Source organism: Nocardia crassostreae (assembly GCF_001613405.1).
GTDB lineage: Bacteria > Actinomycetota > Actinomycetes > Mycobacteriales > Mycobacteriaceae > Nocardia > Nocardia crassostreae.
The window spans coordinates 15,954-29,725 of the sequence record NZ_BDCH01000022.1; the positions used below are offsets into that span (position 1 = coordinate 15,954).

Sequence of the window (13,772 nt, forward strand, 5' to 3'; positions counted from 1 at the left end):
AAAGGCTGGTAGAAGTCGATGTCTGCGCCGGTGATTCCCATGGTCCCGAGACGCGGGTTCACGGTTCGCCGGGTCGGAGAACGGTGGGAGCTGGTCAACTCCCGCTACTACGGCCGCACCGTCGTATTGAAGTCCTGGCCCCGGGACCGGCACACCGAGGCCTTCGAGCACTGCTACCGCCTCAATGGCCGCACCATCGAGGAACTACGCGCGGCATTCCGATGAAACCCGCTGGGACAGCGGCGTTTCAGTAGCACACCGGGCGCTCTACCTCAAGACGTGCGCAGCGGACGTTGTCATGTCTATTGTGGTGCACCGTGCGTTCTCCGATGGCCCGGCGCTCCCGTGTGGCCGCCTCCGCTTGCGTTCTAGCCGCCGCTGCTCTGCTGCCGGCGGCTCCGGTGTTGCTCCCCGTCGCCGGCGCCTCGCCGATCATGACGCAGGGCTGCCAGCCTGGCTTCGACTGCGATATGAGCAATCGCATCGCCAAGGTGGACAGCTATCTGAGCGGCCGCCCCGGCGTCACCGGTTATGTGGTGCGCGACCGCGTCACCGGCGGCATCTACCAGAATGGCAACGCGGACAACATGTTCTGGACCGCGTCCACCATCAAGCTGGCGATCGCGGAGGATCTGCTGAATCGCGCCCGCATCGGCGCCATCAATCTGGAGCCGGGCGACCGCGCGCTCATGGAATCCATGCTGGCAACCTCCAATGACAATGCCGCCGACATTCTGTGGAACAAGTACGCCGGTATCGACCGCATGGCCTTCCAGAACGCCTTCCGCGCCAATGGCATGAGCGGCCTGGTCCCGCTGCCGCCGGTCACCGCGCCCGAGCAGATCAAGCTCTTCCCCGACTGGGGTTTCCAGCAGTGCAGCCCCGCCGACCTGGATCGGCTCATGGACAACATCCTCACCCGCATGCACCCCGACGACCGCAACTACCTCGTCGACCGCATGCGCCAGGTCGACACCAACCAGCACTGGGGCGTGTGGGGCGCGGGCGCGGCCATGCAGCCGGGGCTGAAGAACGGCTGGTCCGCCGAACAGGGCGGCTGGGTGGTCAACTCGGTCGGCTTCGCCGGACCGGGCGAGCGCTACCCCCTCGCGATCATGACCGATCAGGGCGCGCAGGGCGGCTACGCCGAGGGCGCGGAGACCACCACCAAGGTGGCGCAGATTCTCTTCGCGGGTCGCTGAGCTCGATTCATTCTGCGGACGCCATCCCTCAGGGGGTGGCGTCCGCATCATTTCCGCCGTGGGCCGAGGCGACGGGCCACGATGACCACGACATTCCCCCTGACCGACCGCCCATATTGTATTTTCGAGGAGGGTTCGCACGGTCGGTTTCCGGTTTTGGTCCTGATTGGTCCTCGTACCTCACGTCGTACTACCGTTGGACGTGAAGTGTCGTAGTTTCGCCGTCTGGCCTAGGAGCAGGGACAACTAGATGAACGCCGATAATTCCGTTGAGCAGCGCCACCGCGTGGTGGTGATCGGGTCCGGGTTCGGTGGACTGTTCGCCTGCAAGCATCTGCGCAAGGCCGACGTCGACATCACCCTCATCTCCAAGACCTCCACGCACCTGTTCCAGCCGCTGCTGTACCAGGTGGCGACCGGCATCCTGTCGGTCGGTGAGATCGCCCCGTCCACCCGCATCGTGCTGCGCAAGCAGAAGAACGTCGGCGTGATCATGGGCGATGTGCACGATATCGACCTCGACGGCGGCACCATCACCTCGCGCCTGCTGGACGCGGACACCGTCACCCCGTTCGACAGCCTCATCGTGGCCACGGGCGCGCAGCAGTCCTACTTCGGCAACGATCATTTCGCCACCTACGCGCCTGGTATGAAGACCATCGACGATGCGCTCGAGCTACGCGCCCGCATTCTCGGCTCCTTCGAAGAGGCGGAACTGGCCAAGACCCAGGAGATCCGCGACCGGTTCATGACCTTCGTGGTCGTCGGCGCGGGCCCCACCGGCATCGAATTGGCCGGGCAGATCGCCGAACTCGCCGACCGCACCCTCGACGGCGCGTTCCGTAATATCGACACCCGCGACGCCCGCGTCATCCTGGTCGAGGGCGCCGGGGCGGTGCTCGCGCCCATGGGTCCCAAACTCGGTGGCAAGGCGCACAAGCGGCTCGAGAAGATGGGCGTGGAGATCCAGCTCAACGCCATGGTCACCAATGTGGACGCGCGCGGGGTGACCATAAAGGACAAGGACGGCTCCGAGCGGCGCATCGAATCCGCGTGCAAGGTGTGGTCGGCCGGTGTGCAGGCCAGCGAACTGGGCAAGCTGCTCGCGGAACGGTCCAAGGGCACCGAGGTCGATCGCGCCGGGCGCGTGGTGGTCGAACCGGATCTGACCATCAAGGGATATCCGAACGTCTTCGTGGTCGGCGACCTCATGTCGGTGCCGGGCGTGCCCGGACAGGCGCAGGGCGCCATCCAGGGCGGCACCTATGCGGCGCGGGCCATCAAGGCCGAACTCGACGGGGCGCACAAGCCCGAGGACCGCAAGCCGTTCAAGTACTTCGACAAGGGCTCCATGGCCACGGTGTCGCGGTTCAATGCGGTCTGCCAGGTCGGCAAGCTGGAGTTCAGCGGTTTCATCGCCTGGCTGGCGTGGCTGGGCCTGCACCTGTGGTACCTGGTCGGCTTCCGCAGCCGATTCGTCACCGTGCTCGAATGGTTCGTGTCCTTCCTGGGCCGCCACCGCGGTCAGATGGCCGCCACCGAGCAGTGGGTGTTCGCGCGGCTGGCGCTCGAGGCGCTCGACGATCCCGAAGAGGCGCTCGAGCTCCACAAGCAGATCGGCGGCGAAACTCCCACGGGGAACGGCAAACCCGTAGCGAATACACCGACCGGTCCCCAAGCCGGACCCCGTACTGCCTGATCGCACCGTCATAGGGCGCTTGACCCGACCAATCCGGCACACCGGCCGGATCCGAATGTTCGACATCCATGAACAGTCGTCAGAAAGGTCATTCATGGGCAAACGCCAACCGGTTGACCAGGTTTCGCCGCGCCGTCGGCGAATAGGCTCGCTCGCCATTGCGGGGGCATTGCCACTGGCAGCCGTATTCTCCACAGCCGGAACGGCGTCCGCGGAACCGGCGACCACCGAACCCGCGGTCGCCGAACCCGCCGTCACCGAACCGGCGGCCACCGAGGGCGCGCCCTCGATGGTCATTGTCGATTCGCCGTTCGGACCGCTCACGCTGCCGGTGCCGCCGGACGTCGCCGAAGGGGTGCGGACCTATCTCGACACCGTGCCCATCGCGGCCGAGGCGGAAGCGGGCGCGGAGGCCGACGCGGCGCTGGGCGAGGCCCCGGTGGCCGAGATCGCGCCGGTCGTGCGGGTGGATCGCAACTCCTCCACCGGGGTTCGCGATATCCCGCAGGGCCCGCTCGCGGCGGTCGACGTGCAGGCCCTGCGCATGCCGGATCCGGCCGCGGCCCGGGATTTCGCGCCCATCGCCGCGCCGCCGGGCAAGCTGCGGTTCGGGGACACCCAGGTCGATATTCCGCCGTGGCTCACGCCCGAGCAGGCCGATCAGGTCAATGCCGTCGCGGCCGGGACCGAGGCCGAACTGGCGAGCAATCTCGACGCGGCCGGATTCGAACCGAGCCGGTCCGATCGGATCGCGGCGCAAACCGTCGGCACCGCCGCCGTCGGCGCGGCCGTGGGCGTCGGCGTGGCCGCGCCCGTGGAGGCCTTCGCGGTCGTCATGGGCGGATTCGTCGGCGCCATGGCGGGCACGCCGTTCGCACCGGCCGGTTGGGTCTTCGGACCGGCCGTGGGCGCGACCGCGGCCTTCACCCTGATCGCGGTTCCGGCGGCCACCGTGGGTGCGGGCATCGGCGCGGCGGTCGGCGCGGCGAATGGATTCCTGGCTCCGGCAACCGAACCGGCGCCGGTCGCCGATCCGGTAATCGAGGTTGACGCCGCCGCCGAGATCGTCGAGGCAGCAACGATCGAGTGATTGCCGATTTGTCGGGGCCGGAATCCTTCAACTGGGGTTCCGGCCCCGATTGCATGTTTGGGCGTCCAGCGGGCTAATTCTGGGTAATGACAACGTTTTCCGATAGTCCGATTCCCTACCAATCCACCTGACCGACGGGTCCGAATGTCGGGCGTCGATGTTCCCCGGACAGAAAGGTCGTGCATGGCCGCAGGCAAGCACAGAGCGCTCAACCCGCATCGCAACAAGGTCGGCAACGTGATGGCGGCGGGCGCGGTTCCGCTAGTCATGGCGATCGTCGGAACCGGCGCCGCCAATGCTGCACCCGCGCAGCCGAACACGGTGACCGCGCACGACGACGCGCCCAAGCAGTGGCCCGCTGCGGACGCGCCCAATGTCGCACCGTACGAGGGCCTCAATATTCCGGACGAAACGCGCAGCTCCATCCAGTGGTCGCGGCCCGCTCCGGACAAGCGCTATCTGGCCCCGGTGGGTGTCCTGCATCCGCCCGTCGCGGTGCCCGCGGTGCCGCCGATCGCCCCGCCGCCCGGTATGTTCCGGTTCGGCGATGTGCAGGTCCCCGCACCGGACTGGATCGACAAGGAGCAGTCGATCCAGATCAATGACAATGCCGCCATGATCGAGGCGAATCTCGCGACCTTCCTCGATTCCATCGGCATGGAGCGCAGCCGCTCCGACCGCATTGCCGGACAGACTGTCGGCACCGCGGCCGTGGGCGCCTTGGCCGGAGCCGCCACCGCGGCCCCGTTCGCGCTCACCTCCGCCACCGTCGGCGGGGCCCTCGGCCTCGTGGTCGGTGCGGGCTTCTTCCCGGTAGGCCTCGTCGCCGGTCCCGCTCTGGGCGCCGCCGCCGGTGCCGCCGTCATCACCGTGCCCGCAGCCGTGGCCGGTGCCGCGGTAGGCGCGGCAGTAGGCGCGGTGAACGCCTTCAACGCACCACCGCGCGTAGTCGACGACTGACTTCCAGCCGCCGACAACCTTTTTGCCGCAAATACGCGTCCGGCGGGAACCGGAGGGTGAGAGTCCGGTTCCCGCCGCGTCGCGCTCATTCCGAACCCTGATAGGAGGAGCACCCGAATGTTCCGGTCCCCCACCTACCGCATCACCCCCGACTGGCTCTTCGCCCTCCTCAACCTCGAATCCCTCGCCCCCACCCTCCACCCCTGACGCCCAGCAGGTAAAGACACGAGGCGACACACCGAAATCGCCAGCACCAGTACCTGCTACGCGGTTATACACGGAGGGCTGGGGCGGTGCGGGTGAAGAGGGTGCCGCCCACGGCCAGGGGGAGGAGGGCTTCGTGCAGCGTGGGGGATTCGGGTGGGCGGGAGTCCGGGTAGGTGAGGATGCTCTCCAGAGCTCTTGGGGCCGAGAGAGAATCGTCGGTGATCGCGTCCGCACCCAGTTCCAGGCGGTGGCGGAGTAGCGGGATGTCGCCTATGTCGGCGTTCAGTTCCCCGCTCCAATACCCGTGATCTTCACCCGTGCGGCCGATCTGTACGCGCTCCCGAAGTCGCAGTCGCGCAACGTCTTCCAATGCGACGGTGGTGATCGTCTCGTGTTCGGCTCCGCCCGCGACCACGGTCGGCTCCGGGTCGAACTCCAGCTCACCGCCCGCCGCGACCTCGAACCGCCAGTGCGCCACCGACGTTCGCGTGACCCGGCCCGGCAGTGCGATGGTGGCCGCCACCGATCGCACGGCCAACCGCGCCCCCGCGCCCACCACGATCGAGATATCCAGCACGTCCCCGCCCAGCGGGGTGGCCGCCGTCCCGATCATGTGCACCGTATCGGGGCCGGTGCGCCGCGCCGCCAGCCCGCCCACCGCATGAATCTGCGGCAGCGTTCCCGCTTCGGCAACGATCCGCAGTTCAGTGCGCACCGGTCACCACCACACCGGCTCCATTACGCGCCTGCCGCTCAGTGCGAGTGCGCGACACCCGCCGCCGCATCCTGCTCCGCGACCACCCGCAACTGCTCCCGCACCCACTCCAGCACCGGCGTAGCCGCCGGATCCTCCGTGAGCGACGTGAACACGAACGGCCGCCCCTCCCGCACCTTCGTCGAATCCCGATCCATCACACCCAGATCCGCCCCCACCATCGGCGCCAAATCAGTCTTGTTGATCACCAGCAGATCCGACCAGGTAACCCCCGGCCCACCCTTCCGCGGCACCTTGTCGCCCCCGGCAACATCGACCACGAAGATCTGCACATCGATCAACCCCGAAGAGAAGGTGGCCGTGAGATTGTCCCCACCCGACTCCACCAGAATCAGATCCAACGGCGGGTTCGCCTCCACCAGATCATCGATCGCATCGAGATTCGCCGTGATGTCATCCCGGATCGCGGTATGCGGACATCCACCGGTCTGCACCGCGGTAATCCGCTCATCCGGCAACACCGCATGCCGCCGCAGGAAATCCGCATCCTCAGTGGTGTAGATGTCATTCGTCAACACGGCCAGCGACAGCTCATCCCGCAACTGCCTGCACAACGCCGCCACCAGCGCCGTCTTCCCGGACCCCACCGGCCCGCCAACCCCAATGCGCAACGGCTCCCCCGCCGTCCGCACCCGCTTGGGCCGATCATGGCTGTGGTCGTGCGGTTCTCCATCGATCAAATGAGGGGGCATGAGTGATGTGCTCCTTTCCAACCCCCATCCTGTCCCACCCAGGTAAACCGAGTGTTACCGGGCTCAGCTGGGCTGCGATGGCCAGGACGGAGTAAAGCCCTCCGGCCATTTGGTGGTGCTGTCGTATACAGCCCACGGCTCTGAGTCGATCTCACGGTCCCGGTCCCCTTCGGTGGCAGACGGATCCACAGAGTCACAGATCTGACGATCACCACCGAAGTAGGCATCCACCAACACGGCCGCCGTCAAATCGGCGCCGCGCAGATCCGCACCGCTGAGGTCGGCGTTCGTGAGATTTGCCCGTATCAGGAACGCGTTCCGCAGGTTGGCGAATCGCAGGTCCGCGTCTTGTAATTCCGCGAAGACGAGTGACGCGCCCGTCAGATCCGCTCCCGCCAGCATCACGCCGACAAGCTTGCCCACAAACAAATCAGCGCGCGGCAATCGGGCTGCGATGGCGCGGGCGCCTGTCAAGGTCGCTCCCCTGAGCTGAGCATCGCTCAGATCAGCTCCCTCGAGTGCGGCGCTGGTGAGGTCCGCGCCGTTCAGCACAGCCCGGCCGAGATTGGCAGGCCGGTACCGGACAGGGCCGAACTCGGCCTTGGGAGTGACCCCATCGAAGGAGAACCCGTAGCTCATACCGTCTACGCCGAAACCGACCACGCCGATGTCGGCGAATCGAAGGTCGGCATCAGTGAGGTTCGCATCCCGCAGATCGGCCTCGTTCAGTCTCACCCGCGTCAGATCCGCGCCCTCGAGATTCACACCGAAAAGCGTCGCGTTCCTGGCGTCGACTCCTGCCAAACATGTTCTGGCTAGGTCGATCTCAAAGCTCCGCAACTGTTCCGGCCGACGCCCTATGATCGTCAGCGCAGCCTGCACCTCGACCGACGCGCGGGGCGCAACGCTGCTGTATGCATCCCGCACGGCTTCCGAACACGTCGGCAGGATCGGCGTCTTGTCCCGGACGAAGGCACCGATGATCTCGAACGCCACTCCTCGATGGCGCTCGGAATCGAGTGCGAATTGTTCGAGCAGATACAGCCCGCCCATCCTGACATGAACACTCTCGTTTCCGAGTTGCTCGACCGATTTGGTGAATCGCTCTGCCGCCTGTGTCTTTTCGGCTGATCTCTGCTGTTCACTGCTCACCCGCAAGGAAGCACTTGTGAAGACAAGAGCGCCGACAGCGGCGAGTGCCGTCGCGACCGCCCTCAACTTCGTCCACCCCTCCCAGGTCGACAGCCTCTGCATGAACCGCACCAGCACCCGCCGCTTGGCTACCGGCTGCGGCCGAATTCGTATTCGTGCGGTCCGCTGCGGGACTCGACGGGAAGGACGACGACGGGCACGTGCAGGATCAACCCCCGAACTCATGGCGTGATGATTTCATCGAACACCGCTGCGGCGGAAGTCGATTCACGCCAGGAGCGCGTTCGAGAGCGCGGGCTGGGACGCGAACAGCGGCATATCGCGTAGCAGGTGGCGCTCGGCCAGGACCAGATCAGCCTCGCGGAGATCCGCCGACCGGTAGCGAGCCTCGGTGGGGGGTAGCTGGGGGAATATCGCGATCCAGCTGTGGTGGGCAGTTGTCGTCGATACGATCAGGTCAGATACCTGGGTTTACGGCACGACGCCGTGGCCGAAGGGGCTGGTTGAGATGGCCGAGCCAAGTTCAGCGGTTGGGTGGCCCGTTCGCTGGGACACCGTGGTGGCGCGGGCCAGGGCCAGGGATCGTGAGGTCGACGAGATCGTCAATTCTCCGCTGTTCGCGGCGCATCGCATCCTCGATCGGCTGGCGGCGATGGCGTTCGACGCGGAGGACGGGGTTTTCGGGGCGGGTGAGGCATTCGTCGAAGCGCTGGCGGAACTGTGGCGCGCCGTACCGGATCTGGTGCCGGGGACGTCCGGGGGACCGTTGCGCCCCCGGGCGGGTTCGCCGCGCATCACGGTCACGATCGATGAGGAAGCCATCGCCGAGGAAGCCGGTGGCTACCCGGTAGCGGCGGAACACGTCGTCGATGGCCGGGCCGCGGAGCCGGTGCCGACGGAGTTGATCGATGCGGATGGCGTGCGGGCACTCGCTGAAACCGCCTTGCGGTTGGCTGGGGTTCCGGGGGCGGTTGTGATCCGGCAGCTGTCGAATATCGCGACGATCGCCGAGCGGAGGCTGGACGGGTACCCGTGGGATCCGGGGTATCAGTCCGACCTCTCGGCGCTGGCCGATACGCCGCCCGTTGACGATTACGCCGGTGCCGCGGCGCGCGAGCAGTCGCGGTGGTGGCCAGCACTGGATCGGACCGATATCTCGGCGCTGGTGCGGACCTCGCCAACGGTTTGTGAGCTGTCGTACCTGCGGTTGCTGGACGACGATCTGGTGGCGCATCCGCCGCCGACAGGCGATCCGCTGTCCACCGCGGGGATCGAACGGGTCGAGATCGGTGACGCGTGTGGTTCCACGCCCGCCATGACGATTCGCGGACACGGGTTCGGGGCCGCGCCCGCGGCAGGGGTCGGGGTGATCGCGGCGACGTGGGACAGCGTCACTTCGCGGGTGGTGTGCCGCAAGATGGCGGTGTCGAGCTGGTCGGACACGGTGATCGTGGTGTCGTTGCCCAGTAATGCGATCTCTGGTTTCGCCGCGTTCGCGGATGTGAACTTCATCGCGGACTACAACTCGTGGGCCAAGCTGCGCAATCGGCGGCTGAACGATGCCATGCATGCCCGCGGTTGCCCGGGCAACTGGGATGCCGAGGTGCCCTACGACGACAGTCCGGCGCCGGTGGCGGCCGCGCGGTACAGCGCCGGCAAACCGCGCGTGCTCGCCGATGTGGCGCCGACGACCGGGCCGGTCGAGAAGTGGAATGCCGGGACGCTGCACCTGCGGACCGGGCAGGCGTTCCGGGTCGCCTGGCAGGGTTTCGGTGGTGACAGCGTCACCGTGGGGGCATTGGATGCCGGGGCGACGGCCATCCTCTCCGCTTCCGGATATCCCAGTGCGGTGACCGGTTTGAGCGCTTCGAGCGGGAAGCTGGTGCTGACGGCGACGTCCACGCCGGTGCGCTGAGCCTTCGCCGTCGACGCCATCAACCAGTGTGGCGCCACACGCGCCACGCTTGCGGTGATCGCGACCGGACCGGCTCTGCAAGCGGCATCGGTGGCGGTGTTCCAGGGCGTAGCCGGGGGCGATGTCGAGGTGCAGGCGGCGGGCGGTGGCGAAGCCCTGGATCCCCCTGCCGGGCAGACGATTCCGCTTGTGGCCGATAAACGCAGTGTGGCGGTCATCGACTGGTGGGCCGCCGTGCCGCAGCTGCCGCCGGGCGAAACCCTCACCGCGTCAGACACTCTCGAGGTGCACGGACCGTTGATCGGGCACTTGGGCGTGACCCTGCGGCCGAGTCACTCGACAGCCGATGCGGCCCCGCCCGCATCGGATGTGGAACTGCCGTCCGGACCGGGATTCGCATCCTTGGCCGACTATCAGCAGTGGCTGGCGCAGGGCAACAGTCCGCGCACGTTCAATGTCGTACTGCCGCCGGAGATTTGCCAGGGCGGCCCGATCGGATCGACGGGCGTGCCGGGCTGGCTGGTGCTCGAGGCCACCGTGCGGGTGCGCAGCCTGGACGGCCCGAGCTGGACGCTGGAGGCGGGCAACAATGTCACCTTCCATCCCCGCCGCCGAGTCCGAATCCGCTACCGCGCGTGGGGTCGCACCGTCAACCTTTCGCCGGGTGAACAACCGCTGCCCGCTCCCTCCGATGCGGCGTGCCGGGAGGCGTTGCGCGCGGCCGCCAGTCTGCTGCCGATCCCGGATCCGCAGATCTTCACCCTGACCAATTCGCCGGTCGAGCAGAACGGCCACCTGATCGAGGACCTGATCGCCGAGCGCGGCGGCACCGCCACACCGTCCTGGCGGGATGAGATCTGGCTGGTCGTCGGCCCGGTCGGAGTGGGCGGCTACGCACCCGGCCCGTGGGTAGGGGCCACGGACGCGACCGGATTGACCACCGCGCACGAGATCTGCCATCTGTTCGGACAGAATCACCTGGCACTGTGCGGGATCGTGGGCGACCCGCCCTCCTCCTTCCCGAACGGCGGGGATGTGGTGGTCCCGGGATACGACATGTGGGGCAATGCGTTCGTACGCAATGCCCGCGATGTCATGGTCCGCACCTACTCTCCCGAACCCACCTGGCCCAGCCCCGAACGCTGGCGCCGAGTCTTCCTGCAGGTAGGTCGGCCATGAGCGTTGTACACATCACCGGAACCATCGATCACGGCGGCCATTTCACCCCCGGCTGGTGGGGCAGCGCTCCGGACGACGCGCGGACACCTCCCGGCTCGGGATCCGGCTGGACGGTTCTCGCCACCGACGAGTCCGGACGGGCGCTCGCACTCGCCCCGGCGGCGATCGAGCAGCTCGTGGACTGCCCGGGCACCGGCGCGCCCCTCACCCGCCTCGACGCATTCCTGCCGCTGGCAAGGGAATCCGCGTACATCGTGGTACGGCACGACGAGGTGGAGACCTACCGGCGGGCGGTGCCCGCGCCTGCCGCCGTCAGCCTCGATCTCACCGCGGTGGAGGGCACACAACTGGCGCGCGACCTGACCGTGCGGATACCCGTCCACATCGGCGGCCCACCACCACCGCCCGGTGCACATCTCGTCGCCCGTTGGGAGACAACAGGTTCCGGTGATCCGGTCGTACCGCTGGGGCTCATCGACGTCGGTGGCGGCGACCCCGCGGTCGTGCGGCTCCCCCTCGCCGAGCTCCCCGCCGCCCGTCAGTGCCGCCTGACGGTGAGTTACAGCGACGGCGCCCGCACGGTTACCGTGTCGAGCCCGGTCCTGGATGTCGAACGACGCCCGGCGTACCCCCGGATCACCCCACCCGAACCGAACGCGGCACGCTACGACGACGGGCTGCTGGTGCTGGAAGGCCAACTCGACGGCGACGGCGATCCCGCTGCGCTGCACTGGCGCGTCGACGGCGAACCGGCCGGAACCGGTCCCCGCGCCGTCATCCCCCGGCCCTCGGCCGGCACACACACCCTGGTCCTGGAGTACGGCCCGCAGCGCGACGAGATCGAGGTCACGATTTCTCCCGCCCCGGCCGCGGAGCGGGACCAACCGCGCTGGACGCCGCCCTGGCGCACCGGACCGGTGCGTTCGATCGGAATCGCGCAGGACTGAATCCGCCGTGCCGCAGGCGGATTCGCACGCCTAGGACGCGAACAGCGGCATATCGCGTAGCAGGTGGCGCTCGGCCAGGACATCCTGCAGTGGATCGGATAGGGCGGCCAGGCCCTTGGCTGCTTGGCGTGCCGTCTGGTCGCAGACCGCTGCGAGACGGATCGTGCAGGCGGCCACGGCGGCGGGGTCGAGGGCCAGGAGGCGTTGGGCGGCGGTGGCTGCGCCGGTCATGGTGGTGTAGACCACGACTCCGGCGATCTCCTCGGGCGAGGCGCCGGATTCCGCGCCGACGACACCGAAAACCGTTGACAGGTGAGGCCGAGTCCCCAAGCTGGACCAGCGAGCTTGCGGCCAGACTTGTTTCGCCAGGCGAAGCAGGCCGCGGCCTTGGGCGCGGGAAGCGGTGCGGGCCGAGGGAGACGGTGTACGGGCGTCGGCTTCCAGTTCGGCGCGGGCCGGAGTGAGGGTGTCCGCGCAGACAGCGGCGGCCAGGGAGGCAGCGACCAAACCGGAGGTGCGGATGCGGCGGCGGAGGTAGAGCTCGACGGTGGGGACGTCGCGGAGAAGGCCGGAAGCTATTGCTTCTTCTACGCCGCCGGAGTGGACATGGCCGCCTATGGGGAGGCGGGAGTCGGCAAGGGTGAGGAGGGTGGCCAGGCTCATCAGCGGGTCTCCGGGTAACGCATCGTTCGATAGTAGGCGGTGTGGTCAGGGGTGTTGGGCGCGAGTCGTGGTCGGCGACTTGCTCGGCAGAGGGCCAGCCCGGCCTCCGGCGTGGGCGGCGGGCGTCGGGCGGCTGCGCGCCCACTGATCATGCACTTGACCTGAACCCGAGTTCGGGTTGCAGGCTGGGTGGTGAGACCAGTCAAACAACCAGGAGTTGCCGTGCACGCCATCCGTCTTCATGCGTTCGGACCTGCCGAGAATCTGCGATACGACGCCGTCGGCGATCTGGAGCCCGGGGCGGGGCAGGTGCGGATTGCGGTGGAGGCGGCGGGGGTGCATTTCATCGATACCTCGCTGCGGCGAGGGGATGTGGCGGGGCCGATTCCGATGCCGGAGCTGCCGACCATTCCGGGGCGGGAGGTGGCGGGGACGGTGGATCGCGTCGGGGACGGGGTCGATGAGGCGTGGCTCGGGCGGGCGGTGGTCGCGTATCTGGGGGCGGTGCCGGGTGGGTATGCGGAGCAGGCGGTGACGGATGCCGAACGGCTGCATGCGATTCCGGAGGGGCTGACGGCCGCGGAGGCGGTGGCCATGATCGGCACCGGGCGGACCGTGATGGGGATTCTGCAGTTCGCGCCGGAGATCGACGGGGACACCGTGGCGATCGTGACAGCCGCCGCCGGTGGGATCGGGACGCTGCTCGTGCAGTATCTGCGGAATGCGGGAGCGCTCGTCATCGGGTTGGCGGGCGGGCCGGAGAAGACGGCGCTGGCGCTGGGCAATGGGGCGAATCTGGCCGTCGACTACCGGCAGTCCGGATGGGTGGATCGGGTGCGCGCCGCATACGGCGAGCGCCCCGCAACCCTGCTGTTCGACGGGGTGGGCGGCGAGATCGCCCGTGCGGCAATCGATCTGCTCGACAAAGGCGGGATGCGCCTGGATTTCGGGGCGGCATCCGGATCGGCGGATCTCGGCGCGGACGAACTCACATCACGTGGGGTGACCTCGCAGAACGTGCTGGGCCCGCATATGCTCGAACGCGCGGGCGGAATCCGCAATCTCGAACTGCGCGCCCGGGCCGAAGCCGCCGCAGGACGCTTGCGCCCTGCCGTACAACGGTTTCCACTGGCCGAGGCCGCCACCGCACACCGGGCCCTCGAGACCAGAGCCACCACCGGCAAGGTCGTACTCATCCCCTGAGAGACGCAGGCGGAATCCGCACCCTCGAACTGCGCGCCCGGGCCGAAGTCCCCGGACGCTTGCGCCCTGCCGTTCACCCGTTCCCCGC

The 13,772-nt window shown here is 68.0% G+C and carries 13 protein-coding genes; 9 read left to right on the top strand and 4 right to left on the bottom strand.

What is annotated here, in order from left to right; genetic code table 11:
• The first annotated feature begins 39 nt into the window (after nucleotides 1–39).
• The 5 genes from NC4_RS23235 to NC4_RS23255 all read left to right on the top strand — a co-directional run bounded on the left by NC4_RS23235 (nucleotide 40) and on the right by NC4_RS23255 (nucleotide 4,951).
• Nucleotides 40–225 carry a hypothetical protein gene (locus NC4_RS23235; protein WP_245721875.1) on the top strand — a complete coding sequence of 62 codons (186 nt, stop codon included), beginning with the start codon at nucleotides 40–42 and terminating at the stop codon, nucleotides 223–225.
• 245 nt (nucleotides 226–470) lie between these two features.
• Nucleotides 471–1,202, top strand: a complete 732-nt coding sequence (locus NC4_RS23240) for a serine hydrolase (RefSeq protein WP_245721876.1) — start codon at nucleotides 471–473, stop codon at nucleotides 1,200–1,202.
• Between the two features lie 250 nt (nucleotides 1,203–1,452).
• Entirely contained in the window at nucleotides 1,453–2,901 is a 1,449-nt protein-coding gene (locus NC4_RS23245; RefSeq protein WP_067541878.1) for an NAD(P)/FAD-dependent oxidoreductase, read from the top strand.
• A 94-nt stretch (nucleotides 2,902–2,995) separates the two neighbouring features.
• Complete coding sequence (locus NC4_RS23250) at nucleotides 2,996–3,991, top strand: hypothetical protein (protein ID WP_157555131.1); 996 nt, start codon at nucleotides 2,996–2,998, stop codon at nucleotides 3,989–3,991.
• Nucleotides 3,992–4,174: 183 nt separating this feature from the next.
• A complete protein-coding gene (locus NC4_RS23255) occupies nucleotides 4,175–4,951 on the top strand; it encodes a hypothetical protein (protein ID WP_067541882.1) in 777 nt (258 codons plus the stop codon).
• A gap of 271 nt (nucleotides 4,952–5,222) precedes the next feature.
• Here the strand turns inward: NC4_RS23255 and NC4_RS23260 are convergent, their stop codons facing one another.
• The 3 genes from NC4_RS23260 to NC4_RS23270 all read right to left on the bottom strand — a co-directional run bounded on the left by NC4_RS23260 (nucleotide 5,223) and on the right by NC4_RS23270 (nucleotide 7,894).
• Complete coding sequence (locus NC4_RS23260) at nucleotides 5,223–5,873, bottom strand: urease accessory protein UreD (RefSeq protein WP_067541884.1); 651 nt, start codon at nucleotides 5,871–5,873, stop codon at nucleotides 5,223–5,225.
• A gap of 38 nt (nucleotides 5,874–5,911) precedes the next feature.
• Nucleotides 5,912–6,625 (bottom strand): urease accessory protein UreG, encoded by a 714-nt coding sequence (ureG, locus tag NC4_RS23265; RefSeq protein WP_067541886.1) that lies wholly within the window; start codon nucleotides 6,623–6,625, stop codon nucleotides 5,912–5,914.
• A 63-nt stretch (nucleotides 6,626–6,688) separates the two neighbouring features.
• Complete coding sequence (locus NC4_RS23270; RefSeq protein WP_067541888.1) at nucleotides 6,689–7,894, bottom strand: pentapeptide repeat-containing protein; 1,206 nt, start codon at nucleotides 7,892–7,894, stop codon at nucleotides 6,689–6,691.
• 442 nt (nucleotides 7,895–8,336) lie between these two features.
• On the opposite strand from NC4_RS23270, the gene NC4_RS23275 reads away from it, so the two are divergent.
• The 3 genes from NC4_RS23275 to NC4_RS23285 are packed head-to-tail and all read left to right on the top strand — an operon-like array spanning nucleotide 8,337 to nucleotide 11,818.
• Nucleotides 8,337–9,692, top strand: coding sequence for a hypothetical protein (locus tag NC4_RS23275; RefSeq protein ID WP_067541890.1), 1,356 nt, complete (start codon nucleotides 8,337–8,339; stop codon nucleotides 9,690–9,692).
• 54 nt (nucleotides 9,693–9,746) lie between these two features.
• Complete coding sequence (locus NC4_RS23280; protein WP_067541892.1) at nucleotides 9,747–10,871, top strand: hypothetical protein; 1,125 nt, start codon at nucleotides 9,747–9,749, stop codon at nucleotides 10,869–10,871.
• Nucleotides 10,868–11,818, top strand: a complete 951-nt coding sequence (locus tag NC4_RS23285; RefSeq protein WP_067541894.1) for a hypothetical protein — start codon at nucleotides 10,868–10,870, stop codon at nucleotides 11,816–11,818. Before NC4_RS23280 ends, NC4_RS23285 begins: the two co-directional genes overlap by 4 nt.
• Nucleotides 11,819–11,848: 30 nt before the next feature.
• Here NC4_RS23285 and NC4_RS23290 read toward each other — a convergent pair whose 3' ends face one another.
• Nucleotides 11,849–12,481, bottom strand: a complete 633-nt coding sequence (locus NC4_RS23290) for an urease accessory protein UreF (RefSeq protein WP_067541896.1) — start codon at nucleotides 12,479–12,481, stop codon at nucleotides 11,849–11,851.
• A gap of 222 nt (nucleotides 12,482–12,703) precedes the next feature.
• On the opposite strand from NC4_RS23290, the gene NC4_RS23295 reads away from it, so the two are divergent.
• Nucleotides 12,704–13,684, top strand: a complete 981-nt coding sequence (locus NC4_RS23295) for a zinc-binding dehydrogenase (protein WP_067541898.1) — start codon at nucleotides 12,704–12,706, stop codon at nucleotides 13,682–13,684.
• Nucleotides 13,685–13,772: the final 88 nt, after the last annotated feature.

What these genes read in the sequence shown, in the direction of transcription:
- NC4_RS23235 (WP_245721875.1), top strand. Translation starts at nt 40, where the DNA reads ATGGTCCCGAGACGCGGGTTCACGGTTCGCCGGGTCGGAGAACGGTGG.
- NC4_RS23240 (WP_245721876.1), top strand. Translation starts at nt 471, where the DNA reads ATGAGCAATCGCATCGCCAAGGTGGACAGCTATCTGAGCGGCCGCCCC.
- NC4_RS23245 (WP_067541878.1), top strand. Translation starts at nt 1,453, where the DNA reads ATGAACGCCGATAATTCCGTTGAGCAGCGCCACCGCGTGGTGGTGATC.
- NC4_RS23250 (WP_157555131.1), top strand. Translation starts at nt 2,996, where the DNA reads ATGGGCAAACGCCAACCGGTTGACCAGGTTTCGCCGCGCCGTCGGCGA.
- NC4_RS23255 (WP_067541882.1), top strand. Translation starts at nt 4,175, where the DNA reads ATGGCCGCAGGCAAGCACAGAGCGCTCAACCCGCATCGCAACAAGGTC.
- ureG (WP_067541886.1), bottom strand. Translation starts at nt 6,625, where the DNA reads ATGCCCCCTCATTTGATCGATGGAGAACCGCACGACCACAGCCATGAT.
- NC4_RS23285 (WP_067541894.1), top strand. Translation starts at nt 10,868, where the DNA reads ATGAGCGTTGTACACATCACCGGAACCATCGATCACGGCGGCCATTTC.
- NC4_RS23290 (WP_067541896.1), bottom strand. Translation starts at nt 12,481, where the DNA reads ATGAGCCTGGCCACCCTCCTCACCCTTGCCGACTCCCGCCTCCCCATA.